Consider the following 22049-nt stretch of genomic DNA (forward strand, 5'->3'; position numbering starts at 1 on the left):
CGCCACCGAAAGCTTCTCCGACGTGCCCCTGCGCCGCATCCCCGGCGGTTACGAGGCCGTTCTGGCGGGCAAGGCGCTCAAGCGCCTGATCGCCGCCGCCTTCGAGGGCGCCTCGATCGAGGTCTGGGGCGGCGATCTGAGCGCGCATGGCCTCGATGTGACCGACATCCGCATGGCGGGCGCCACCACCACCGTCACGCTGATGAGTTCGGGCGCGAAGGCGTTGCACTGAGATCCGGGGCAGGTGCGCTTGCCCCAGACGTCGAGAAGGCCCAGGCGAAACCTAAACCTCGGGCACCAATGAAGAGCCTGATCGACGAACCTGGCCCCTGTCCGCAAGGACGGGGGCCTTTTCCCTGACCGCCCGCCGGGGTGCGAGGGGGCGGGGGCGGGGCGGGCGGTGGCGGGGGGCCTAGCTGCGGTCCTCGACCTTGACGATGCGGCCATCCTCCAGCGTCAGGATGCGATCGGCGCGATCCAGAATGCGGCTGTCATGGGTCACCAGCAGTGTCGTCGTGCCCCGCGCGCGGCCCATGCGCCGGAGCAGGTCGACCACCCCGGCGGCGCTGTCCTTGTCCAGCGCGGCGGTGGGTTCGTCGGCCAGCACCAGCGCCGGATTGCCGACCAGCGCCCTCGCCACCGCGACGCGCTGCTTCTGCCCGCCCGAGAGCTTCGCGGGCAGGTAATCGACCCGGTCCGACAGCCCCACCAGCCCCAGCACCCGCGCCGCCGCCGCGCGTGCCGTGGCCTGGTCGATGCCCGGATGCACCTGCAGCCCCATCATCACATTCTGTGCCGCGGTCAGGCTTTCGTGCAGGTTGTGCATCTGGAAGATGAAGCCCAGCCGGCGTCGCAGCGCCACCAGATGGGCCTCGGGGGCGCCGTGCAGCTCCTGCCCCAAAAGCCGCACCGACCCCGCCTGCACCGACCGCAAGCAGCCAAGCAACGTCAGCACCGTGGTTTTCCCCGATCCCGAGGGCCCCATCAGCACGGTGAAAGACCCCCGCGGCAAGGCCAGCGAGACATCGAACAGCGCCTGTTTGCGGGTCTCCTCCCGTCCGAACCAGTGGTTCAGCCCCGCGGCGGCAATGGTGATCCCGGTCATCGCCCCCCTCAGAACAGATCGGCCGGATCGGCGGCGGCCAGACGGCGCGTCGCGATCGCCCCCGACAGCGCCGAAAACGCCACCGTGCCCAGAAACACGCTGGCCGCCATCCCGGGTGTCATCCGCAGGGGCAGGGTGGTGACCTTGCCCATCAGCGCCAGAATGCCGCCGCCAAAGATCAGCCCCGGCAGGAAGCCAAGACAGCCCAGCACCAGCGCCTCTTCGAAGACCACGCCAAGAAAGAAGCCGGGCCGGTAGCCCATCGCCTTGAAGGTCGCATATTCGCGCAGATGGTCGGCCACGTCCGAGGACAGCACCTGATAGACGATGACCAGCCCGACCAGCACCCCGATCAGCACGCCGAAGCCGAAGATGACGCCGGTGGGGCGGCGGGTCTGCTGATAGCGCAGATCCTCGGCTTTGGCCTCGGCAAAGGTGCGGATCCGCAGCCCGGGGTCCGACAGCTGCGCCCGCAGCCGGGTCACCACCGCCGCGGCCTCGGCCCCGGGGACAAGGCGCAGCAGGATGTGGTCGGGCGCGCCCGCGCGGCGGGCGGGAAAGAGCCGCAGGAAGGTCTGGTCGGAGACCAGCATGTAGCCGTCCGCGCCGAAACCGCCGCCGCCCGCAAAGGTCGACCAGGCGGTCAGCGTGCGGTTCTCGGTCTCGAAGGACAGCGGCGTCGCCGGGCTGATCGCGGCGGCTTCAGTGCGTTTGAAGCCGCGCGCCAGACGGTCGAGCACCGCGCCGTCGCGCAGCTGCAGGAAGCCCGCCGTCGGGGCCAGCGCCGGGGCCAGGAACTGCGGCTGGAACGGATCGACGCCGAAGGTGGTCAGGCTGATGTCGGTCATGCCCCGGTCCCACGGCACGTTGGCGACGTAAAGCCCCATGCCCTCGGCCACCTCGGGGTCGGCCAGGGCCTGCCAAAGCCATTGCCGCGCGACATTGGCGCCATCGGTCAGGGTGTTGGCATCCGGGGCGGAAATCAGGATGTCGGCGGTGAAGAAGGCATAGGGGCGCACGGTGGCCGCGGACATCGAATTCATGATGCCAAGCTGCACGAAGACCAGCACATTGGCAAAGGCCACCCCCGCCAGCGCGGCGAAAAACCGGGTGCGATTGTGCGTCAGCTGCAGCCAGCCCACCGGCAGCCGCCCGAACAGGCGTTGCAGCAGCCAGCTCATGGTGCCGCCCCCGCCGCCGCCTTTGGCGTCGCCGCGGCCCCGGAGCCGGGCGCGGTGTCGATATGGGCGATCACCTCGAGGCCGGTGAAGCGGGCGGCCCGCCGCGAGGCCTCGGGGTCGAGCGTGATCCGCACCTTGACCACCCGCGCATCGGTATTGGCGGCGCTGTCGTCAGAGATCAGCCCCTGCCGCCCCACGGTCAGCCCGATGCTGTCGACCCGGCCGGAGAGCGGCGCGGCAAAGGCGCGCGACAGCAGCGTGACCCGCTGCCCCGGCTGCACCAGGCCGATGCGATCCTGCCAGATCTCCGCCTCGGCGCGCATCCGGCCCAGATCGCCCATGGTCAGGATGCCCTCGGTTCCGGGCTTGCCGCCGGGCCGGGCGATCACCTCCAGCACCGTGCCCGAGATCGGCGCCACCACCAGCGCCCGCGCGAGGTCAAGCTCGGCGCGCGCCAGATTGGCCGCGGCGGCGGCCAGATTGCGCTCGGCCACCGTCACGTCTGGCTGCGCCGCCAGCGCCGCCGGGGTGAACCGCGCCAGCGTCGCCTCGGCCCGGATCACCGCCAGCCGCGTCGCCTCGGCGCTGGCGCGCACGGCCTCCAGCGTCGCCGTCGTCGCCACGCCGCGCCGGTGCAGGGCCTCGGTCCGGGTCAGGCTGGTCGCCGCTTCGGTCGCGGCCGAACGGGCCTGATCCAGCGCCGCCCGCGCCTCGTCGCGGCTCGAGGCGACCGTGGCCTTCACCTGCACCAGCGCCGCTTCGCGCACCGCAAGCTCGGCCCGTGCCGCCAGAACCGCGCTTTCAAGCGCCGCCTGATTGTCAAGCCGCGCCAGCGGCTGGCCCTTGCGCACCTGCGCGCCCTCGGCCACCAGCAGCTCCGCCACCCGCGCATCGCCCGAACCATAGGGCGCCGCCACCACCGCCACATCGCCCCGCGGCATCAGCCGCGCCAGCCCGACCACGTCCTGTGCGGCAAAGGGCGCCTCGGGCGCCACCGCCACCGCCGTCTCGGGCGCAGGCGCGCGGCGCGTGGCCAGGAAAGCCGCCGCCGCCGCCAGCACGATCAGCCCGGCCAGCGCCAGCCACCGCCCCCTGCCGGGACCGGGCGCGGGCAGATCAAGCCGCTCCGTGTCGGGGCCGGTCTGCATCGGCAATGTCGCGGCGCTGTCTTCGGTCATGCTGCAGTCCTTTTGCCCGCCCCATTCGGCCCCCAAATCCGGCCCGTGCAAGGGCCGGACCGTCGCGCCCCGGCCCGGCTCCTAGCGCAGAGCCGGTCCGCTGTCGGTGACGCAGTCACAAGCCCCGGGCACTTGATGTCACGGCCGCGTGATCCGCTTCGATCCGCGGGAAGGCGGGGCAGGGCAGGGCCGAGGCGGTTGCCCGCGCCGCGCTGTGGCGCGACAAGCAGGTGGAATATTCCCGGCTGCGCACCATCACCGGGCATTACGAAAGCTTCTGGCAGATCACCCGCGATGCGCTTTGCGTCACGCTGGAACGGCTGGCGGGCGGGATCGAGCCCGCCGCGCAGGAACTTTTGCTGTCGGTCCATGCCGAGCTGCCGGCGCATCCGGAAACCGCCCGGGTTCTGGAACGGTTGCAGGGCGCGGGCCTGCCGCCGCGGATCCGGTCTTCGTGTCGTCGAACGGCCGGAACATCGGCTGCGCCGCCTGGTTCGGCGACCGCAGCTTCCGGGTCAGTCGCACCGCCGCCCCGCGGAGCGCATCGGCCGCTCTCTGCGCCATCTGGCCCGGCATCTGGGGCTTGCCGACTGATCTTTCGGCGCAGGTTGCGCAACCGCACCGCCCTGCGCCGGATTTGCCGGATCACCGATCCGGCAGGCTGCGCCGGTAGGTCAGGCCGTTGGCTTCCAGCAGCTGCGCATAGACGACCCGGTTCTCTTCGCGCCGCTCGACAAAGGCGCCGACCTGCGCGTCGATATCCTCGGGCAATCGGACCGTGCCCTGATCCTCGTTCAGCAAGAGATCCGGATTGCCGGTCGGGATCTTCGCGAAGTCGATCAGCTCGTGGGTGCGCGAGTCATGCGGCAGCAAGGTTGCCCGCACCCCCGAGTTCAGCGCCAGGATCGCGCCGTGCAGCCGCGTGCCGATCACCCCGGCGCGCGACTTCAGGAACCCGGACCAGTCGTCGATCGAGGTGAAGACCTTGCCATGGGCGCGCAGATAATCCTGCAGCTCCGTCACGGTGGCTTTGCCGTAAAGCTTGTGCAGCCCGGCCTCCTCCGCGGCGCTGGCCCAGCCCTCGCCCATGGCGCCGTCGAACAGGCTGATTTCCAGCCGTTCGGACTGATAGATCATGTCCATCTCTGCCCGGCCGGCGATCGAGAATATCTTCCGGTCCAGGGACCGCGTCCGCAGATACTGCGGCGACATGACATACCGCGTGCCCTGCAGGATCAGATCCTCGCTCGGGGGGGGATCGATGTCTTTCGGCAGGTCCATGTAAAGCGAGGGGCAGCCCGTCACCACGGTATTGTGGCAGCCCAGATGCGCCAGCACCTTGCGGGTGAATTCGCCGCGCACCGAAATATGCTTGCAGCGCTCGGTCAGGATTTTCGTCAGATCGATGGCGCCTTGCGACAGCTTGAGGCTGGACGGATCCGCCCCCGCCGAGGCGGCCTGCGCGCCAAGCCCGATGCAGGTGATCGGAATCTCGATCCTTTTCAGCAGATTGACAAGGCTGCCAAGGGTTTCGCCGCGGTCGATCCAGTTTGCCGCGGGCATGACGACATGATCGTATTCCGCGTTGATCTTGTCCGGATCGAAATTGAAACCGATCCAGGAGATGTCACCGGCGATATTGCGATAGGTCGCCTCGGTGAACATGTAATTTCCGGTATTGGTCCGGATCGGAGAGCCGGGAACAGGCTTTCGCCGAATGGTGATCGCTGCAATTTTCATGGTTCAGTCCCTGTTGCCCATTCCTTCACAAAGGCGACAGCCGAAACCCCGCAAGGGGGCGCGGCATGTCCGGAGTGCCTTCAGGGCGATCTGCAGGCCTTGCGCGCAAGCACAGTTCCGGATCGGTCCCGTTCCATCCCGAAAGGCCGGCCATTGCATTCGGGGGGCGTATCACGGTCCAACCTCTTTGTGTCAGAGGTCACTACCCCATCCCCGCGCGTGCTGTCGACAAGATTCTTGACCGGCCCCAAGGCCCGCCGCTCACGAGGCAAAACGGCTTTTCGGCATCCTGAGCGGCTCGAAAGTCTCGGCCGAGGCGCGGTTCCAGCGGTCCAGCCAGGCCTGCAGATCGGGGTGGGTCGAGCCGGTCAGCAAGAAGCCCTCGGGCAGATCCTCGAAGACTTCGTTGCCATCCTGAAAGGCATTGTCCTTTTCGCGGAACATGAAGTGATAGGGCAGGAATTCGGAGGGATGCGAGAGTCCGGCGGCCCCCACCAGCTCGCCCAGCGCCTTGAGCGTGTTGCGGTGAAACCGCGCGACGCGCTGGGTCTTGTCGGTGACATCGAGCGCCTTCATCCGGCGCGGATCCTGCGTCGCGATGCCCGCGGGGCAGCGGTTGGTGTGGCAGGATTGCGCCTGAATGCAGCCGATCGCGAACATGTAGCCGCGCGCCGAATTGCACCAATCCGCCCCCAGCGCCATCGCCCGCGCGATGTCATAGGCCGAGACGATCTTGCCCGCCGCGCCGATGCGGATGCGGTCCCGCAACCCCGCCCCGCGCAGCAGATTGTGGACGAAATGCAGCCCCTCGAGCATCGGCATGCCGACGCGGTTGACGAATTCCAAGGGCGCCGCCCCGGTGCCGCCCTCCTTGCCATCGACGACGATGAAATCGGGCGTCGTGCCGGTTTCCAGCATCGCCTTGACCAGACACATGAATTCGCGCCGATGCCCGATGCAGAGCTTGAAGCCCACCGGCTTGCCCCCCGACAATGCGCGCAGCTGCCGGATGAAGGCCATGAATTCCAAAGGCGTCGAAAATGCCGAATGCGCCGCGGGCGAGACGCAGTCGCGCCCCATCGGGATGCCGCGCGCCTCGGCGATCTCGGGCGAGATCTTGGAGGCGGGCAGCATCCCGCCATGGCCGGGCTTGGCGCCCTGGCTCAGCTTGATCTCGATCATCTTGATCTGCGGATCGCGGGCCTGGGCGGCGAATTTCTCGGGCGAGAAGCTGCCATCATCATTGCGGCAGCCGAAATAGCCCGACGCCACCTGATAGACCAGATCGCCGCCACCCGCGCGGTGGTAGCGGCTGATGCCGCCCTCGCCGGTGTCATGGGCAAAGCCGCCCAGTTTCGCGCCCCGGTTCAGTGCCGAGATCGCATTGGCCGAGAGCGCGCCGAAGCTCATCGCCGAGATGTTGTAGACCGAGGCGTCATAGGGCTGGGCGCAGTCCGGCCCGCCGACGCGGACGCGGAAATCGGTGTCCTTGATCGTCTTTGGCACGATCGAATGCGTCAGCCAGTTGAAGCCCGAGGCATAGACGGATTCGACCGTGCCGAAGGGGCGCTTGTCCTCGACCCCCTTGGCGCGCTGATAGACAAGAACGCGGGTCTGCCGGCTGAAGGGCACCTCGTCGCGGTCGGATTCAAAGAAATACTGCCGGAATTCCGGGCCGACGCTTTCGATCATGTAGCGCAGATGGCCGATCACCGGATAGTTGCGCAAGATCGCGTGGCGGCTCTGGCGCAGGTCGTAAAGGCCGACAAGGCTCAGCCCGGCCGCGATCCCGAAGATCGCCAGCACCCAAAGCTGCGGCACGAAGATCAGCACAAGGCCGAAGATCCCGGTCAGAAGCAGGACCGCAAGGAAGGGAATGTAGCGGATGTTGAGGCGCAGCTTGGGCATGGCGGGCTCGCGGATGAGGGGCATCGCCCAATTTGAAAGCACGCCGCCGGGCCGGTGACAAGCACGCGCTGTGTAAAGATGTGTCCGTTGCCGATGGTATCTTAGCCGCCGGTGCCGCTCTCGGTGCCGCGCCGGGCGGCTTCGGCCGCTTCGGCCGCCCGGGCGACATGGCCCAGCCAGTTGCGGAACGCCGCCAGCGGCGGATGCGGGCCGCGGCCGCGCGGCGCGCACAGATAATAGGCCTCGTCCGAGCGCATCCGCGCCGCGAGCGGCACCACAAGCCGCCCCGAGGCGATCTCGTCCTCGATCAGGAACTCGGGCAGAAGCGCGACGCCCAGCCCCACCATCGCCGCCTGCGCTACGGTGGCGAACTGGTCGAACAGCATCCCGTGCAGCCGTTGCGGCGCCATCCCGGCGCGCGCGAAGAACTTTTCCCAGGCATCCGGGCGCGAGGTCAGATGCAGAAGCGGCGCCGCGCGCAGCTCTTCCAGCGTCGCAAAGCCATGCCGCGCCGCCAGATCGGGGGCGCAGGCGGGCACCACATGTTCGCCGCGCAGCCAGCTGCAGTCGGCCCCCGGCCAGTCCGGCACGCCGAAATGGATCGCGGCATCGACGGCCTCGGTGGCGAAATCGAATTGCGTCAGCCGGGTCACAAGGTTCAGGGAGATCCCCGGATGGGCGTTCAGGAAATCGGGCAGCCGCGGCGCCAGCCAGCGCGTCCCGAACGTGGGCAGGATCGCCAGCGTCAGCGTGCCGCCGCCCGGATTGGCGCGCAGCGTCAGCGAGGCGGTGGAGATCTTCTGCAGCGCCGCCCGGATCTCGCGCGCATAGGCTTCGCCGCCCTGGGTCAGCCGGATCGTCTGCCTTTCGCGGTGGAACAGCTCGGTGCCCAGCTGCGTCTCCAGCGCCCGGATCTGCCGCGACACCGCGCTTTGCGTCAGCGACAGCTCCGCCGCCGCCGCGGTGATGCTTTGCCTGCGCGCGGCGGTCTCGAAGGCCTGCAACAGCGAGAGCGAGGGCAGGAAACGGCGCGGGGTCTTCATCTTTGCCTCCGGTCTTGCCTCTTTCTGCTGCCTCTCGCCCCGTTTCTCAAGGGTTTTCGCCTTGGTCCGCGAAAAGGTCATTCCGAAACGGAATGACCTGAGACGCATCGCGAATTGGCCCTGGCGCGCGAAACCGGGCAGGAAGGGGCCGGAACAGCCCCGCAGGAAGGTTTGATGCGCAACGATCCCCGCTCGCATGGTCTTTGGGAGGTCTCGGCGCCGCAAGCGCCGGTGACCGCGCCGCTCTCTGGCGCGGCCGAGGCCGATGTGGTGGTGATCGGCGCGGGCTTCACCGGGCTTTCCGCCGCGCTGCATCTGGCCGAGGCGGGCAAATCGGTGATCGTGCTCGAGGCCGATCAGATCGGCTTTGGCGCCTCGGGGCGCAATGTCGGGCTGGTCAATGCCGGGATGTGGGTGCTGCCCGAGGCGATGCCGCAGGCGCTGGGTCCGGTCTACGGGCCGCGATTGCTGGCGGTTCTGGGCGCGGCACCGGCCGAGGTCTTCGCGCTGGTGCGCCGTCACGGCATCGCCTGCGAGGCGGTCGCGCGCGGCACGCTGCACTGCGCGGTGGGCGCCGCGGGGTTGGCCGAGATCACCGAGCGCGCCCGGCAATGGGCGGCGCTGGGGGCACCGGTCGAGGTGCTCGATGCCTCTGATACGGCGCGGCGGCTGGGGGGCGGGCGCTATGCGGGGGCGCTGCTGGATCGGCGCGCGGGCACGCTGCAGCCCTTGGCCTATGTGCGCGGTCTGGCGCGGGCGGCGCGGATGGCGGGGGCGCGGATCTGCACCGAAAGCCCCGCGACCGGGGCCGGGCCGCAGGGCGCGGGCTGGCGGGTCACCACCCCGGAGGGTTCCGTGCAAGCCGCATGGCTGATCGTCGCCACCGACGCCTATAGCGGGGCGCTGTTTGCCGGGCTGCGCCGCGAACAGGTGGCGTTGCCCTATTTCAACATGGCGACGCCGCCCTTGCCCGAAGGGGTCCGTGCCGGGATTTTGCCCGGGGGCGAGGGCTGCTGGGACACGCGCGCGGTGCTCTCCTCCTTTCGCATGGATGCGGCGGGGCGGCTGGTCTTCGGCTCGGTCGGGCGGCTGGGCTGGGCGGACCGCGCCATTCACCGCGCCTGGGCCTTGCGGGCGCTGCACCGGATCTTTCCGCAGCTGAGCGGCATCGGCTTTGAAAGCGACTGGTTCGGCCGCATCGGGATGACCGCCGACGCCCTGCCGCGCCTGCATCTGCTGGGGAAAAACGCTTTGGCGATCGCGGGCTACAATGGCCGCGGCATCGCCCCCGGCACCGTCCTCGGCAAGGCTTTGGCCGAGCATGTGCTGGGCGCGCGGGCGATCGAGGCGATGCCCTTGCCCGTCCGCCCCGTGACCCCGGCGCCGTTGCGCCTGGCTCACGAGGCCGGATACAGCATCGGCGCGGCGGCGGCGCATCTGCTGGCCGACCGGATCTGAGGAATGACGATGCCCATCCGCCCCCGTTTTCGCCTGCCTTTCGGCCCGCAAACCACGATGGCCGCCGCAGGCGTGCTGTCGCTTGTGCTGCTGGCCAGCCTTGTCGCGGGCAGGATCGGCGGGGCCTGGCTGCCGGGGGCAGGGGGGCTCTTGATGCTTTCGGCGATCACCGCCATCGTTCTGGCGCTGGTGCGCCTGCCCCGCGTCTCGCGCATCGCGCAGGTGTTTCTGGCGGGCGCCATTCTGGCCACGCTGACCGTTGCGGTCTTTCTGCCCAAGGCGCTGCCCGCGATGCAGGCGGCGCTGATGCAGGGCACCGCCTTTTCCGCCTTTCTGACCGCGCTCGGGCTGATCCGCGCCCCGGTGCGGCGCTCAACCCTGATCGCCCGCGCGGCCGAGGGGCTTTTCGCCCATTCCGCCCGCGCCCGGGTTTTCGCCGTCTCGCTGGGCGCGCAGGGGATTTCGGTGCTGTTCAACATCGGCACCATCGGGATGATCTCCGACATCGCGCGCAACCATGATGCGGCGCGCAAGGCGGCGGGCAAGCGCGGCATCGACAGCCGCGCGATGACGCTTGCGGCGCTGCGCGGCACGCTGCTGATGACGGTCTGGTCGCCGATCGGGCTGGGCTTTGCCATCGTCACCAGCGCCATCCCGACGCTGGATCCGGTGCGCTTCTTCGGCCTTGCCTTTGGCATCGTCGCCGTCCTGTCGCTTGCCGCCGCGCTGCTGGACGCCGCCGCCACCCCGGTTCCGCAGGGCCCGCGCCCGCAAGATCCCGCCCCCGAGGGGGCGGGCCGGGCGCTGGCGCTGGTGCTGGCCGCGATCGCCGGGCTGATCGCGCTGACCCTTGCCGCGCATCGGCTGCTTGACGTCAGCTTCCTGATCGCCGCCTGTCTGGTGCTGCCGCTTCTCGCCGCGCTCTGGCCGCGGCTGGAGCCGGGGTTGCGCGGGGCGGGCACGGACGGCGCCCTGACCCGGCTTTCGGCGGCCTCCGAGGGGATGGCGACCGAAAGCACGATCTTTCTGGCCGCGGCGGTGATCGGCGCGGCCGTGGCGGCGGCGGCACAGGCGGCGGGGATCGACGCGCTGATCGCGGGCGGCCAGATTCCGGCGCTGGGCGTGATCCTCGCCTGCCTTGTCGTCATCCCGGCCGTCGGCGCGGTGATGATCCCGCACACCATCGTGATGATCATGGCGGCAAGCCTTTTCGGGCCCGGGCCGGTTGGCGCCGATCACCCCTATGCGCTTGGTCTTGCGCTGCTTTTCGCCTGGGCGCTGGCCATCGCCGCCTCGCCGATCTCGGCGATGTCGATCATCACCGGGCGCGAACTCGGCGTCACGCCGCAGCGCGTCACCTTTGCGCTGAACCTGCGCTTCACCCTGGGACTGATGGCCGCCGCGGCGCTGGTCGTCGGTCTTGTTTACAGCTTCGACTGACCCGAAAGGACGCCCGATGACCCTGCGCGACGAGACCCGGACCCTGCTGTCCCGCCTTGGCGTTCCCGCCTCTGCCCATGAGGGCGGGCCGATGGCGAGCTTCTCGCCGCTGACCGGCGCGCAGATCGGCGCGCTGACGCCCGAGACGGCCAAAACCACCGCTGCCGCGATCGGGCGCGCCGCCGCCGCCTTTCGCAGCTGGCGGCTGGTGCCCGCGCCCAGACGCGGCGAACTCGTCCGGCTCTGGGCCGAGGAGCTGCGCGCCGCCAAGGCCGATCTGGGCCGTCTTGTCGCGATCGAGGCGGGCAAGACCCTCTCCGAAGGGCTGGGCGAGGTGCAGGAGATGATCGACATCTGCGATTTCGCGGTGGGTCTCTCGCGGCAGCTTTACGGGCTGACCATCGCGACCGAGCGGCCGGGGCATCGGATGATGGAAAGCTGGCACCCTTTGGGGGTCGTCGGCGTGATTTCGGCCTTCAACTTCCCCGTCGCGGTCTGGGCCTGGAACGCGGCGCTGGCGCTGGTCTGCGGCGATCCGGTGCTTTGGAAACCTTCGGAGAAAACCCCGCTGACCGCGCTTGCCGCGCAGGCGGTGCTGGAGCGCGCGCTGGCGCGGTTCGGCGCCGCGCCCGAGGGGCTGGCGCAGCTCTTGATCGGCGGGCCGGAGGTCGGCGAAGCGCTGGTCGAAAGCCCGAAAGTGGCGCTTATTTCCGCCACCGGCTCGACCCGGATGGGGCGGATCGTCGGCCCGAAAGTGGCGGCGCGGTTCGGCCGGTCGATCCTCGAACTGGGCGGCAACAATGCGGGCATCGTCTGCGCCTCGGCCGATCTTGACATGACCCTGCGCGCGGTGGCCTTTGGCGCCATGGGCACGGCGGGGCAGCGCTGCACGACGCTGCGGCGCCTGTTCGTGCATGACAGCCTTTATGAAGCGCTGGTGTCGCGGCTGATCCGCGCCTATGCCTCGGTTTCGGTCGGCAACCCGTTGGAAACGCAGGCGCTTGTCGGCCCGCTGATCGATGGCGCGGCCTATGCGGCGATGTGCTCGGCGCTTGATGCCGCGCAGGCCGCGGGGGGCATCGTGCATGGCGGCACCCGCGTCGCCTGCGGCCCCGACACGGCCTATTACGTCCGCCCGGCGCTGGTCGAGATGCAGGCGCAGATCGGCCCGGTGCTGGAGGAAACCTTCGCGCCGATCCTTTATGTCATGCGGTTCTCCAGCCTGCAGGCGGTGATCGAGGACCATAATGCCGTCGCTGCGGGTCTGTCCTCGTCGATCTTCACGCTGAATCTGCGCGAAATGGAGCTGTTCCTCTCGGCCGCGGGCTCGGATTGCGGCATTGCGAACGTCAACATCGGCACCTCGGGCGCCGAGATCGGCGGCGCCTTCGGCGGCGAAAAGGAGACCGGCGGCGGGCGCGAAAGCGGCTCGGACGCCTGGAAGGGCTACATGCGCCGCGCCACCAACACCATCAACTATTCCCGCGACCTGCCCTTGGCGCAGGGCGTGGTTTTCGACATCGCATGAGGATCGGATGACCTTGCAAGACCAGACCGCCGCTTTCCGCCCGGCGGACCGCATCGCCGCCCTGGGCGTGTCCGAAATCCTGCAGATCGGCGCGAAGGCCGCGGCGATGCAGCGGGCGGGGCGGCCGGTGATCATCCTTGGCGCGGGCGAGCCCGATTTCGACACGCCCGAGCATGTCAAACAGGCTGCCGCCGAAGCGATGGCGCGGGGCGAGACGAAATACACCGCGCTGGACGGCACCCCGGCGCTGAAGGCGGCGATCGTGGAAAAGTTCAGGCGCGAGAATGGCCTGGACTACAAAGTTGCGGAAATCACCGTGGCCACGGGCGCCAAGCAGGTGCTTTACAATGCGATGATGGCGACGCTTGATCCGGGCGACGAGGTGATCATCCCGACCCCGTGCTGGACGTCTTACTTCGACATCGTCCGCATCGCGGGCGGTGTGCCGGTGGCCGTGCCCTGCGACGGCGCGCAGGGTTTCAAGCTGCGGGCCGAGGCGCTTGCCGCCGCGATCACGCCGAAGACGCGCTGGCTGATGCTCAATTCGCCCTCGAACCCGACCGGGGCGGCCTATGCGGAGGCCGATTACCGCCCGCTGCTGGAGGTGCTTTTGGCCCATCCGCAGGTCTGGCTGCTGGTCGACGACATGTATGAGCACATCTGTTACGAGGGCTTTCGTTTCACCACCCCCGCCGCGCTGGAGCCGCGGCTGAAGGGGCGGATCCTGACGGTGAATGGCGTTTCGAAAGCCTATGCGATGACCGGCTGGCGGATCGGCTATGCCGGTGGGCCCGAGGCGCTGATCAAGGCGATGGCGGTGGTGCAGAGCCAGTCAACCTCTTGCCCCTCCTCGATTTCGCAGGCCGCGGCGCTGGCGGCGCTGAGCGGGCCGCAGGATCTGCTGGCCCTTCGCGCCGCCGATTTCCAGCGCCGCCGCGATCTGGTGGTGGCGGGGTTGAACGCGATCCCGGGGATCACCTGCCGGGTGCCGGAAGGGGCGTTCTACACCTTTGCCGATTGTTCCGGCCTGATCGGCGCGACCACGCCCGAGGGCGGCACGATCACCACCGACCGCGATCTCTGCGCCTGGTTGCTGGAAACCGCCGAGGTGGCGATGGTGCCCGGCGCGGCCTTTGGCCTCTCGCCCTATTTCCGCATCTCCTACGCGACCTCCGAGGCCGAGCTGCGCGAAGCCTTGGCGCGGATCAGCGCCGCCTGCGCCCGGCTGCGCCCCGCCTAAGCCTTTGACAGCAGCGAACAGGCCCGGCGCAGGCAGAGCTCGTAGCCCTCGGTGCCAAAGCCCGCCATCACGCCATCGGCCCGGCCCGAGACATAGCTGTGATGGCGGAAGGGCTCGCGCTTGTGCACGTTCGAGATGTGGCATTCGAACACCAGCCCGTCATAGGCGTTCAGCGCGTCAAGGATCGCGACCGAGGTATGGGTGAAGGCGCCCGGGTTGATCACGATCGCGGCGGCCTCGTCGCGGGCGCGGTGGATCGTGTCGATGATCACGCCTTCATGGTTCGACTGAAAGAACTCCACCGTGACACCAAGGCTTTCGGCCAGCGCCCGGCACCGGGCCTCGACATCGGCCAGCGTCTCGGCACCGTAGATTTCCGGCTGGCGCTTGCCCAGAAGGTTCAGGTTCGGGCCGTTCAGGATGAAGATTTTGTGCGACACGGGCGGTCTCCTGCGATTTGCGCCAAACTAGCCCGCGGCGGGGGCAAGGGCCACCGAAAACCGGCCCGGCGTCATTTCGGGGCGGGGCGGCTGGGCGCCTCACCGGTCCAGCTGCGCCAGGCCCGCCAGAACACCGTGCCATCGGCGTAGCCAAGCGCCTGCGCCACCGCCTCGACCGAAAGGCCGCGTTCGCGCAAGAGCACTTCGGCCCGGCGTTGCCGCTGCCGGCGCAGAAGCCCGCTCAGGCTCTGCCCCTCGGCGGCCAAGCGGCGTTGCAGGCTGCGCGGCGCCATCCGCAGCGCCGCCGCAATGGTTGGCAGATCGATCGGCCGCACCCCCAGATACAGGTCGATCAGCGCCTCGACCTGGGTGACAAGGTTTTCGGCGCGGCCCGCATCGGCGGTCAGATCCTGCAGATGCCGCTCGATCAGCGCGATCATGTCGGGGTCTTCGGCGCGGTGCACCCGGTCGGCCTCGGCGGCGGAAAGGACGATGGCATTGACGGGCTGCGAATGCCGCACCGGGGCGCGGAAGAGCGCCTCGAGCCGCGGCTTCTCGGCGATCGGCGGATGGGTGAAGCGGATCTCCAGCGGCCGCCAGCGCGGATCAAAGGCGCCGCGGATCAGCCGCGAGACCGCCGCCAGACTGAATTCCGTATCCTGACGCGAGGCGATCAGCACCGGCGCCGTCAGCCGGTAGGTGAAGACCAGCTGATCGTCCTCGGTGGTCAGGTTCGATTGCGTGGCGCTTTGCAGCGCCCCCGACCAGCGCGCGAAAGCCGAAAGCGCGCTGCGGATCGTGCCCGCCTGCACCGCGCGCAGCCCGATCGGCGCCAGATTGCCCGGTCGCATCCCGAAGCCCAAGCGTGCGCCAAAGAGCGGATCCCCCGCCAATTCCGCCGCAGTCTCGAAAATCGAGAGATAACTTTGCAAGGGAATCGCTTCGTAAGGGTCGGCCAGCACCTCGGGCGAGAGCTGCTCGCGGGAAAGCAGAGTTTTCAACTTGCCCGGATCATCGGCAAAGTATTCCAGAATTGGCCCAAAAATCAGGGCCCTGACAGACAGCATTCCGGGCAGCGGGGTGCTGATCGTGGACATTTTTCCTCATTTCCCCGCCTTGGGGGTGCATTGGCGCAAACTATCGGATTTTTGGCGCGTTTTGCAATGGCCGCTCTTGTCCTGCCGCCTGCAGACCGGTTCCAAAGAAACCGAAACAGGGATCGGTAAAATGGAAAATCAACCGGGCGCAAACCGCCTGCAGGCCAATTCGATCGGGCTTGCGCATATCATCTTCTTTGTCGTCGCGGCCGCCGCGCCGATGACCGCGGTCGTCGGCGCGACCCCGCCCGCCTTTGCTTTCGGCAATGGCGCGGGGGTGCCGGGCGCCTTCATTCTGGCGGGGATCCTTTACCTGCTCTTCTCCGTCGGCTTCACCGCGATGACCCGCCACATCAGCGGCGCCGGGGCGTTTTACGCCTATATCACCCGCGGTCTGGGCAGCCCGGCGGGCATCGGCGGCGCGCTGACGGCGCTTCTGGCCTATTTCGCCATCCAGATCTCGGTCTTTGCGCTGTTCGCCGTCTTCGTCTCGGGCTTTGCCGCCTCGCTCGGCCTCGATCTGCCCTGGTGGGTCTGGGCCTTTGCCGGGCTGGCCATCGTCGTCGCTCTCGGGCGGCGTCACATCGCCGTTTCGGGGGTGATCCTTGGCCTGTGCATGATCGCGGAGCTGGTGATCCTTCTTGTCCTTGATCTCGCGATCCTCGCCCATGGCGGCGGCGAGGCGGGGATCTCGGTCTCGGGCTTCCGGCTCTCCGAGGTCTTCGGCCCCGGCCTTGGCGTCACCATGGTCTTCGTGCTGGGATCTTACGTCGGCTTCGAGGCCACCGCGATCTTCGGAGAGGAAGCCTCGAACCCCGACCGCACCATCCCGCGGGCGACCTATATCGCCGTGATCCTGATCACCGCCTTCTATGCCTTTTCCACCTGGGCGATCGTGCAATATTACGGCCCCGACAAGGCGCAGGCCGCAGCCGCCGCCTCGCTCGAAGGGTTCTATTTCGCCCCGATGCAGGCGCTTCTGGGCGGCTGGGTGGTGAAACTGGCCAATATCCTCCTCATCACCAGCCTTTTTGCCTGCCTGCTCTCGTTTCACAACACGCTCAACCGCTATTTCTACGCGCTGGGGCATGAGGGGCTGCTCTCGTCGCATGTGACGAAAGTGCATGACGATCACGGCTCGCCGCATGTGGCGGGGCTGGTGCAGGCGGCGCTGGTGGCGACGATCCTGGGCCTCTTCGCGCTGATCGGCGCCGACCCTTATGGCGTCGTCTTTTCCTGGATGTCGGCGCTGGCCGTGCTCTCCATCGTCGCGGTGCAGATCATGGTCTCGGTCGCCGTCATCGCCTTTTTCCGCCGCGACAGCTTTGGCCGCTCCCCCCTTGTCACCCTTGTCGCGCCGGTGCTGGCGACGCTTGGCCTGATGACCGCCTTTGGTCTGGTCTGGTCGAACCTCTCGATGCTGACCGGGTCCGAAAGCCCGATCGTGCAGGCCTTCCCGGTGATCGTCGTCTGCGTCGCCGCCTCGGGCTCGCTTCTTGCCCTGCGCATCAAGCGCGTCCAGCCCGAGCTTTACGCCCGCCTTGGCCGCGCCTTCGACTGAGCCTTTCCCGCCCTGCCACGCGGCAGGGCATCCCTTCCCAAACCAGTGAGAAATTCCATGAACGCCGAAACGCGTATCGACTTTCTGTACCTTTCCGAACCCGACATGATCAAGGCGGGCGTCACCGACATGGCCGCTTGCGTCGATTGCATGGAGGAGATGTTCGGCCTGCTGCATGTGGGCGATTACCGCATGGCCGGGCCGAACAATGACAGCCACGGCGCGATGGTGGTCTTCCCGGCGGAAAGCCCGTTCCCGACGATGCCGAAACCCACCGCCGACCGCCGTTTCATGGCGATGCCCGCCTATCTGGGCGGCCGGTTCTGCACCACCGGGATGAAATGGTATGGCTCGAATATCGCGAACCGGGACAAGGGCCTGCCGCGCTCGATCCTGATGTTCACGCTGAACGACACCGAGACCGGGGCGCCGCTCGCGCATATGTCGGCCAACCTCTTGTCGGCCTATCGCACCGGGGCGGTGCCCGGCGTCGGCGCGCGCCATCTGGCGCGGCCCGATTCAAAGGTCGTCGGCATCCTTGGACCCGGCGTGATGGCGAAAACCACGCTTTCCGCCTTCATGGTCGCCTGTCCGGGCATCGACACGCTGAAGGTGAAAGGCCGCGGCGAGAAGAGCCTGCAGACCTTCCTTGCCTGGGTGGGCGAGACCTATCCGCAGATCACCTCGGTCACGGTCGTTGACAGCATCGAAGAGGTCGTGCGCGGCTCGGATCTGTTCAGCTATTGCAACTCGGGCGAGACGGGCGATCCCTCGACCTATCCGATCGTCAAGCGCGAGTGGGTGAAACCCGGCGCCTTCATGGCGATGCCCGCGGTGTGCAACATCGACGACGGGATGCAGGCCCCCGACGTGCGAAAAGTCCTTGATAACACCGGGCTTTACGAGGCCTGGTATGAGGAGGTGCCAAAGCCCGCGCACAACACCATCCCCGTCATCGGCGTCAAGTTCATGGACATGATCGCCGAGGGGAAACTGACCCATGACGATCTGGAAGACCTTGGCGCTATCGTCGCGGGGGATGCGCCGGGGCGCAAGAACGATCAGGAAATCATCATCATGTCGGTGGGCGGCATGCCGGTCGAAGATGTCGCTTGGGGCACGGTGCTGTATCGCAACGCGCTGGAGCGCGGCATCGGCGTCAAGCTGAACCTTTGGGACGAACCCGTCCTGCGCTGACCTTTCGGGGGGCCAAGGCCCCCCGAATCCTTGCGCTGACCCACAGGGGGCGCAGGCCCCCCGAACCTTCAGGAAAATCCATGACAAAGATCGTGAAACTGAAATCCGGCGCGGTGCTGGAGGAGAAAAGCAGCTATTCCCGTCTGGTCGCCGTGGGCGACTGGATCCATGTCTCGAACACCGCCGGGCGCAACCCCGAGACGAAGCTGATCCCCGAGGATGTGGCCGCGCAGACCCATCAGGTCTTCGCCAACATCTCCCGCGCGCTTGCGGCCGTGGGCTCGGGTCTGGGCGACGTGATCGCCGCCCGCGTCTTCATTCAGGACCCCGCCGACACGCCCGCGGTGATGGAGATCTTCGCCGAGGTCTTCCGCGGCGTCGATCCGGCGCTGACCGTCACCTGCCCGCCGCTCGGCTCGACTGTCTACAAGGTGGAGATCGAAGTGACCGCCTGGCGCGGCGCGGCGCAGGGCGCCGAAGTGATCCGGCTGGGGGTGTAAGCCATGGAACCGCTTGCCATTCTGCCGCCCTCCACCGCCGACATTCCGGCGCAAACCACCGTCGTCGTGATCGGTGCGGGCATCGTGGGCTTGTCCGCCGCGCTGACGCTGATCGAGCGCGGCATCCCGGTGACGGTACTGGAAAAGGGCCGCATCGGCGCCGAACAGTCGGGCCGCAATCTGGGCTGGGTGCGCAAGACCTCGCGCGCGCCCACCGATGTGCCGCTCGCACAGGCCGCCGACCGGCTTTGGGCCGAGATGCCGGCCCGGATCGGCGCCGATTGCGGCTATCGCGCGGCGGGGATCCTGTTCGTCACGCGGTCGCAAAAGCAGATGGGGATCTACGAGGACTGGCTGAAGGCGGTTTCGGCCCTTGATCTGGGCGCCAGCCTGCTCTCGCCCAAGGACATCGACCGGCTTGTGCCCGGCGGGCAGGGCGACTGGCTGGGGGGCGTGCACACGCCTTCGGACGGGCGGGCGGAGCCCTCGCTCGCCTGCGCCGCACTGGCCCGGGCGGTGCTGGCGAAGGGCGGCCAGATCGTCGAAAACTGTGCCGTGCGCAGCCTGTCGACGGCGGCGGGCAAGGTCTCTGGCGTCATCACCGAACGCGGCGAGATCGGCTGCGAAAAGGTGATCCTGGCCGCCGGGCTCTGGTCGCGCCGGTTTCTGGGCAATCAGGGCATTTTCCTGCCGACGCTGCCCTTGATCTGCTCGGTCCTGCGCACCGCGCCGATGGAAGGCCCCTGTGACACCGCCGTGGGCGGGCCGGATTTTTCCTTCCGCAAGCGTCAGGATGGCGGCTTCACCATCACCCAGCGCGGCCGGCTCGATGCGCCCCTGACGCCCGATCACCTGCGGCTGGGCCTGCGTTACCTGCCGGTTCTGCGGGCGCAGAAAGGCGCGACGCAGGTGGGATTGGGTCGTCACTTCCTGCATGAACTTCTGTCGGCAAGGCGCTGGAAAGACGATCAGATCACACCCTTCGAGCGCTGCCGGATCATCGACCCCGACGTCAACCCGGCCCTGAATGCCGAGGCGATGGCGGCGCTGCGCAAGGCCTGGCCCGTCTTCGATCAGGCCCGCGTCGCCGCCGCCTGGGCCGGGATGATCGACGTCACCCCCGACAGCGATCCGGTGATCGACACCGTGGCCGCGCTGCCCGGGCTGATCCTGGCCACCGGCTTTTCGGGCCACGGTTTCGGCACCGGCCCGGCGGCGGGGCAGCTGGCGGCCGATCTGGCGACGGATCACGCGCCGATCGTCGATCCCGCGCCCTATCGGCTGGCGCGGTTCTGACCCGGGGGGCCATGAAACCGCTGGCCAAACGCCGGATTTCATGGTCCCCTGCCTGCATCGCAACCTTGGGAGGGGTCGATGCGCAGGCTTTCATCCCTTGTCCTGTCGCTGGCGCTCGGGCTTGCCGCGGTGCTGCCCGCGCTGGCCGCCGACACCGTGCCCGGCACCGTGCCCGGCACCGTGATCGAGGATTTCACCATGCAGCCCGAAACCCGCTGGCGTTTCTTCACCGATGCCGTGATGGGCGGCGTCTCGACCGGGCGGCTGGAGATGGTTTCGGGCGAGGGGCCGCCACATGCCCGGATGACCGGCCATGTCAGCACCGAAAACAACGGCGGCTTCATCCAGATGCGGCTCGATCTGGCCGCGCCGCCGCCCGCGGGCACGACCGGGCTGCGGCTGATCGTGCGCGGCAATGGCCAGCGTTACTTCGCGCATCTGCGCAATGGCGCGACGCTGATGCCCTGGCAATACTATCAGGCGCCCTTTGAGGTCACCCCAGACTGGGCCGAGATCCGGCTGCCCTTCACCGCCTTTCGCGCCTCGGGGCGGCTGATGCCGGGCACGCCCGCGGTGAAAAGCCTGCGCTCGGTCGGGGTTGTCGCCTATGGCCGCGCGCATGACGCGGAGATCGAGGTCCGCGAGGTCGGTTTCTACTGACCTTGCCGGACTGGCCACACCGGACTGGCCGCGACGGGTTTGCCCGCCACGGCCGGAACCGCCTCACTCCCAGCCGGTCAGGCCGGTGGCGGTGGTGCCGGTGGCCCAGATCCGCCGCGCCCAGATCGAATGTTGCCCGACCGGCAGCGGTCCGGTGGTGCAAAGGGCGCCGGTGCGGGCATGGGTGTATTTCACCACCCCCCCGGCAGTGCCGATGGTCACCGCGCGTACCGGCACCGGCAGATCGGTGCTGTCCGAGGGCGTGACGGCAAAGGCGGACAGGGCCGGGCCGGTGATGCCGGGGGCACTGGCGCTGAAATGATCGGGCATCGGGTGTTCCTTTCCTGAATGCGACCGGCACGGCGGCGCGGTCCGAAGCGCTTGGCGCGACCGCGCCCCCGGCACGCAAAGGCGCCGACAGGGCCGAAGTCCCGCAGCCGGAACTCTAGGCGCGGCGGGCTTAGGAAAGGGTAGGTCCGGCGCGCGCTGCCCCGGCCCCGGAAAAGCCCCGGAAAACCTCTGAAACGGCGCGAAAAATCCCCCGGGCGCCGGTGCGGATTAGGCTTTCCTTCAGCGCTTGGCCTCATGCTGCGCCAGACCGCGGCTTCCGCAAAGGCCACCGCATGACAGCTCTGCCCCGCTTCCTTGTCGCCTTCGGCTCTGCGCTCGGCCTGCTTTGGGCCGCGGCGGCGCCGGGGCTCGGCTCCGATCTTCCCTATGCGGGCGCCTGCGAGCTGACGCGCGACGGCGGCGTCTATTACCGCGGCATCTGCGCCATCCGCCGCGCCCCGATCCCCCCGGACCCCGGCTGCACCGGCGAGCTGATCTCGCTGCAGATCCCCGGTCGCGGCGGCGCCGATCTTCTGCGCGGCACCGGGCCCGGCTGCGCCTCCGATTTCCTCGGCAGCCCCGTCACCTTCATCGCCGAGGATGTCGAGGGCTGGCTGGTCATCACCACCGAGGCGGGCAGGATCTTCCGCGTCGATCCGGGGCCGGACCCGGCCTTGCCCGCGCTGGATGCGGTTCTGGCGGGAATGGAGCTTTGCGCCCCCGCGGCCCCCGCCCGCGCCCTCCTTGCCAGCCTGCGCGACCGCTTCCCGCAGGCCGCCACCGCGCCCGAGGGGCCGCTTGCCATGGACGACCTGCCGCTGCCCTGGCCCGCGGGCGGCTGGCTTGCCCCCGAACAGATCCGCGCCGAAAAACGCGGCGCCACGCTCCGGATCGAGCTGCAGCTGCAGGGCAGCTTTCTCGGCCTGCCGCTGTCGCGGCTGCACCTCGGCTTCGGGCCCGATGGCGCGCTTCTGACGCAAGATCTGGTCTTTGCCGTGCCCCGCGCCCGGCTGGGCAAGCTGCGCGATCTGCCCGAGCGACCGCGTCCGGCCGCGCCCGGCGGCCCCTTTCTCGCCCCGGGCGAGCCGGGCACGCTGGCCTGCCGCCCCGCCCGCTGAGCCCGCCCGCTCAAGCCGCTTGCCCCTTG

20 protein-coding genes are annotated in these 22049 nt (G+C 68.7%); 11 read left to right on the forward strand and 9 right to left on the reverse strand.

Features of this window, described 5'->3' with window-relative positions:
- The coding region (locus tag LY44_RS17800; protein WP_055212898.1) for a hypothetical protein at nucleotides 1–232 on the forward strand (232 nt) is incomplete at its 5' end.
- A 180-nt stretch (nucleotides 233–412) separates the two neighbouring features.
- Here LY44_RS17800 and LY44_RS02425 read toward each other — a convergent pair.
- The 6 genes from LY44_RS02425 to LY44_RS02450 form a co-directional block, all read right to left on the reverse strand.
- Nucleotides 413–1105, reverse strand: coding sequence for an ATP-binding cassette domain-containing protein (locus tag LY44_RS02425; protein ID WP_055208924.1), 693 nt, complete (start codon nucleotides 1103–1105; stop codon nucleotides 413–415).
- 8 nt (nucleotides 1106–1113) lie between these two features.
- On the reverse strand, nucleotides 1114–2286 hold the full coding sequence (locus LY44_RS02430; RefSeq protein WP_055208922.1) for an FtsX-like permease family protein: 1173 nt from the start codon (nucleotides 2284–2286) through the stop codon (nucleotides 1114–1116).
- Nucleotides 2283–3464: an HlyD family efflux transporter periplasmic adaptor subunit gene (locus tag LY44_RS02435; RefSeq protein ID WP_055208920.1), complete on the reverse strand. Its 1182-nt coding sequence runs from the start codon at nucleotides 3462–3464 to the stop codon at nucleotides 2283–2285. Before LY44_RS02435 ends, LY44_RS02430 begins: the two co-directional genes overlap by 4 nt.
- 645 nt (nucleotides 3465–4109) lie before the next feature.
- Nucleotides 4110–5204, reverse strand: a complete 1095-nt coding sequence (locus LY44_RS02440) for a polysaccharide pyruvyl transferase family protein (protein ID WP_081024471.1) — start codon at nucleotides 5202–5204, stop codon at nucleotides 4110–4112.
- A gap of 261 nt (nucleotides 5205–5465) precedes the next feature.
- Nucleotides 5466–7112, reverse strand: coding sequence for an FMN-binding glutamate synthase family protein (locus LY44_RS02445; RefSeq protein WP_055208982.1), 1647 nt, complete (start codon nucleotides 7110–7112; stop codon nucleotides 5466–5468).
- A gap of 101 nt (nucleotides 7113–7213) precedes the next feature.
- Complete coding sequence (locus LY44_RS02450; RefSeq protein WP_055208981.1) at nucleotides 7214–8155, reverse strand: LysR family transcriptional regulator; 942 nt, start codon at nucleotides 8153–8155, stop codon at nucleotides 7214–7216.
- 174 nt (nucleotides 8156–8329) lie between these two features.
- Between LY44_RS02450 and LY44_RS02455 the strand changes: the two genes are divergently transcribed.
- From LY44_RS02455 to LY44_RS02470, 4 genes are read left to right on the forward strand one after another with little or no spacing between them, the layout of a single operon-like run.
- Complete coding sequence (locus LY44_RS02455) at nucleotides 8330–9613, forward strand: NAD(P)/FAD-dependent oxidoreductase (protein WP_055208980.1); 1284 nt, start codon at nucleotides 8330–8332, stop codon at nucleotides 9611–9613.
- Between the two features lie 3 nt (nucleotides 9614–9616).
- Entirely contained in the window at nucleotides 9617–11053 is a 1437-nt protein-coding gene (locus LY44_RS02460) for a hypothetical protein (protein WP_055208916.1), read from the forward strand.
- A 16-nt stretch (nucleotides 11054–11069) separates the two neighbouring features.
- Entirely contained in the window at nucleotides 11070–12581 is a 1512-nt protein-coding gene (gene amaB / locus LY44_RS02465) for an L-piperidine-6-carboxylate dehydrogenase (protein WP_055208915.1), read from the forward strand.
- Nucleotides 12582–12588: 7 nt separating this feature from the next.
- A complete protein-coding gene (locus LY44_RS02470) occupies nucleotides 12589–13821 on the forward strand; it encodes a pyridoxal phosphate-dependent aminotransferase (protein WP_055208913.1) in 1233 nt (410 codons plus the stop codon).
- Here the strand turns inward: LY44_RS02470 and aroQ are convergent.
- Nucleotides 13818–14261, reverse strand: coding sequence for a type II 3-dehydroquinate dehydratase (gene aroQ / locus LY44_RS02475; RefSeq protein WP_055208911.1), 444 nt, complete (start codon nucleotides 14259–14261; stop codon nucleotides 13818–13820). The two genes, LY44_RS02470 and aroQ, sit on opposite strands and share 4 nt — an antisense overlap.
- A gap of 71 nt (nucleotides 14262–14332) precedes the next feature.
- Nucleotides 14333–15358: an AraC family transcriptional regulator gene (locus LY44_RS02480; RefSeq protein WP_065118314.1), complete on the reverse strand. Its 1026-nt coding sequence runs from the start codon at nucleotides 15356–15358 to the stop codon at nucleotides 14333–14335.
- A 130-nt stretch (nucleotides 15359–15488) separates the two neighbouring features.
- Here LY44_RS02480 and LY44_RS02485 point away from each other — a divergent pair, with 130 nt between their 5' ends.
- The 5 genes from LY44_RS02485 to LY44_RS02505 all read left to right on the forward strand — a co-directional run bounded on the left by LY44_RS02485 (nucleotide 15489) and on the right by LY44_RS02505 (nucleotide 20572).
- Complete coding sequence (locus LY44_RS02485; RefSeq protein WP_055208979.1) at nucleotides 15489–16919, forward strand: APC family permease; 1431 nt, start codon at nucleotides 15489–15491, stop codon at nucleotides 16917–16919.
- Between the two features lie 57 nt (nucleotides 16920–16976).
- A complete protein-coding gene (locus LY44_RS02490; protein WP_055208908.1) occupies nucleotides 16977–18116 on the forward strand; it encodes a tyramine oxidase subunit B in 1140 nt (379 codons plus the stop codon).
- 80 nt (nucleotides 18117–18196) lie between these two features.
- Complete coding sequence (locus LY44_RS02495) at nucleotides 18197–18616, forward strand: Rid family hydrolase (RefSeq protein ID WP_055208906.1); 420 nt, start codon at nucleotides 18197–18199, stop codon at nucleotides 18614–18616.
- 3 nt (nucleotides 18617–18619) lie between these two features.
- Nucleotides 18620–19912 carry an NAD(P)/FAD-dependent oxidoreductase gene (locus LY44_RS02500; RefSeq protein WP_055208903.1) on the forward strand — a complete coding sequence of 431 codons (1293 nt, stop codon included), beginning with the start codon at nucleotides 18620–18622 and terminating at the stop codon, nucleotides 19910–19912.
- Nucleotides 19913–19990: 78 nt separating this feature from the next.
- Nucleotides 19991–20572, forward strand: coding sequence for a CIA30 family protein (locus LY44_RS02505; protein ID WP_055208901.1), 582 nt, complete (start codon nucleotides 19991–19993; stop codon nucleotides 20570–20572).
- Between the two features lie 63 nt (nucleotides 20573–20635).
- On the opposite strand, the gene LY44_RS02510 is transcribed toward LY44_RS02505, so the two are convergent.
- A complete protein-coding gene (locus LY44_RS02510; RefSeq protein WP_055208899.1) occupies nucleotides 20636–20902 on the reverse strand; it encodes a spike base protein, RCAP_Rcc01079 family in 267 nt (88 codons plus the stop codon).
- Between the two features lie 293 nt (nucleotides 20903–21195).
- Here LY44_RS02510 and LY44_RS02515 point away from each other — a divergent pair, with 293 nt between their 5' ends.
- Nucleotides 21196–22020 carry a hypothetical protein gene (locus LY44_RS02515; RefSeq protein WP_055208897.1) on the forward strand — a complete coding sequence of 275 codons (825 nt, stop codon included), beginning with the start codon at nucleotides 21196–21198 and terminating at the stop codon, nucleotides 22018–22020.
- Nucleotides 22021–22049: the final 29 nt, after the last annotated feature.

Source organism: Rhodobacter capsulatus (genome assembly GCF_003254295.1).
Lineage (GTDB): Bacteria > Pseudomonadota > Alphaproteobacteria > Rhodobacterales > Rhodobacteraceae > Rhodobacter > Rhodobacter capsulatus.

Coding starts and splice junctions, on each gene's coding strand:
- LY44_RS02490 (WP_055208908.1), top strand. CDS start 16,977: ATGAACGCCGAAACGCGTATCGACTTTCTGTACCTTTCCGAACCCGAC.
- LY44_RS02460 (WP_055208916.1), top strand. CDS start 9,617: ATGACGATGCCCATCCGCCCCCGTTTTCGCCTGCCTTTCGGCCCGCAA.
- LY44_RS02495 (WP_055208906.1), top strand. CDS start 18,197: ATGACAAAGATCGTGAAACTGAAATCCGGCGCGGTGCTGGAGGAGAAA.
- LY44_RS02480 (WP_065118314.1), bottom strand. CDS start 15,358: ATGTCCACGATCAGCACCCCGCTGCCCGGAATGCTGTCTGTCAGGGCC.
- LY44_RS02515 (WP_055208897.1), top strand. CDS start 21,196: ATGACAGCTCTGCCCCGCTTCCTTGTCGCCTTCGGCTCTGCGCTCGGC.
- LY44_RS02500 (WP_055208903.1), top strand. CDS start 18,620: ATGGAACCGCTTGCCATTCTGCCGCCCTCCACCGCCGACATTCCGGCG.
- LY44_RS02445 (WP_055208982.1), bottom strand. CDS start 7,112: ATGCCCAAGCTGCGCCTCAACATCCGCTACATTCCCTTCCTTGCGGTC.
- LY44_RS02505 (WP_055208901.1), top strand. CDS start 19,991: ATGCGCAGGCTTTCATCCCTTGTCCTGTCGCTGGCGCTCGGGCTTGCC.
- LY44_RS02450 (WP_055208981.1), bottom strand. CDS start 8,155: ATGAAGACCCCGCGCCGTTTCCTGCCCTCGCTCTCGCTGTTGCAGGCC.
- LY44_RS02440 (WP_081024471.1), bottom strand. CDS start 5,204: ATGAAAATTGCAGCGATCACCATTCGGCGAAAGCCTGTTCCCGGCTCT.
- LY44_RS02425 (WP_055208924.1), bottom strand. CDS start 1,105: ATGACCGGGATCACCATTGCCGCCGCGGGGCTGAACCACTGGTTCGGA.
- LY44_RS02470 (WP_055208913.1), top strand. CDS start 12,589: ATGACCTTGCAAGACCAGACCGCCGCTTTCCGCCCGGCGGACCGCATC.
- LY44_RS02435 (WP_055208920.1), bottom strand. CDS start 3,464: ATGACCGAAGACAGCGCCGCGACATTGCCGATGCAGACCGGCCCCGAC.
- amaB (WP_055208915.1), top strand. CDS start 11,070: ATGACCCTGCGCGACGAGACCCGGACCCTGCTGTCCCGCCTTGGCGTT.
- LY44_RS02430 (WP_055208922.1), bottom strand. CDS start 2,286: ATGAGCTGGCTGCTGCAACGCCTGTTCGGGCGGCTGCCGGTGGGCTGG.
- LY44_RS02485 (WP_055208979.1), top strand. CDS start 15,489: ATGGAAAATCAACCGGGCGCAAACCGCCTGCAGGCCAATTCGATCGGG.
- LY44_RS02455 (WP_055208980.1), top strand. CDS start 8,330: ATGCGCAACGATCCCCGCTCGCATGGTCTTTGGGAGGTCTCGGCGCCG.
- LY44_RS02510 (WP_055208899.1), bottom strand. CDS start 20,902: ATGCCCGATCATTTCAGCGCCAGTGCCCCCGGCATCACCGGCCCGGCC.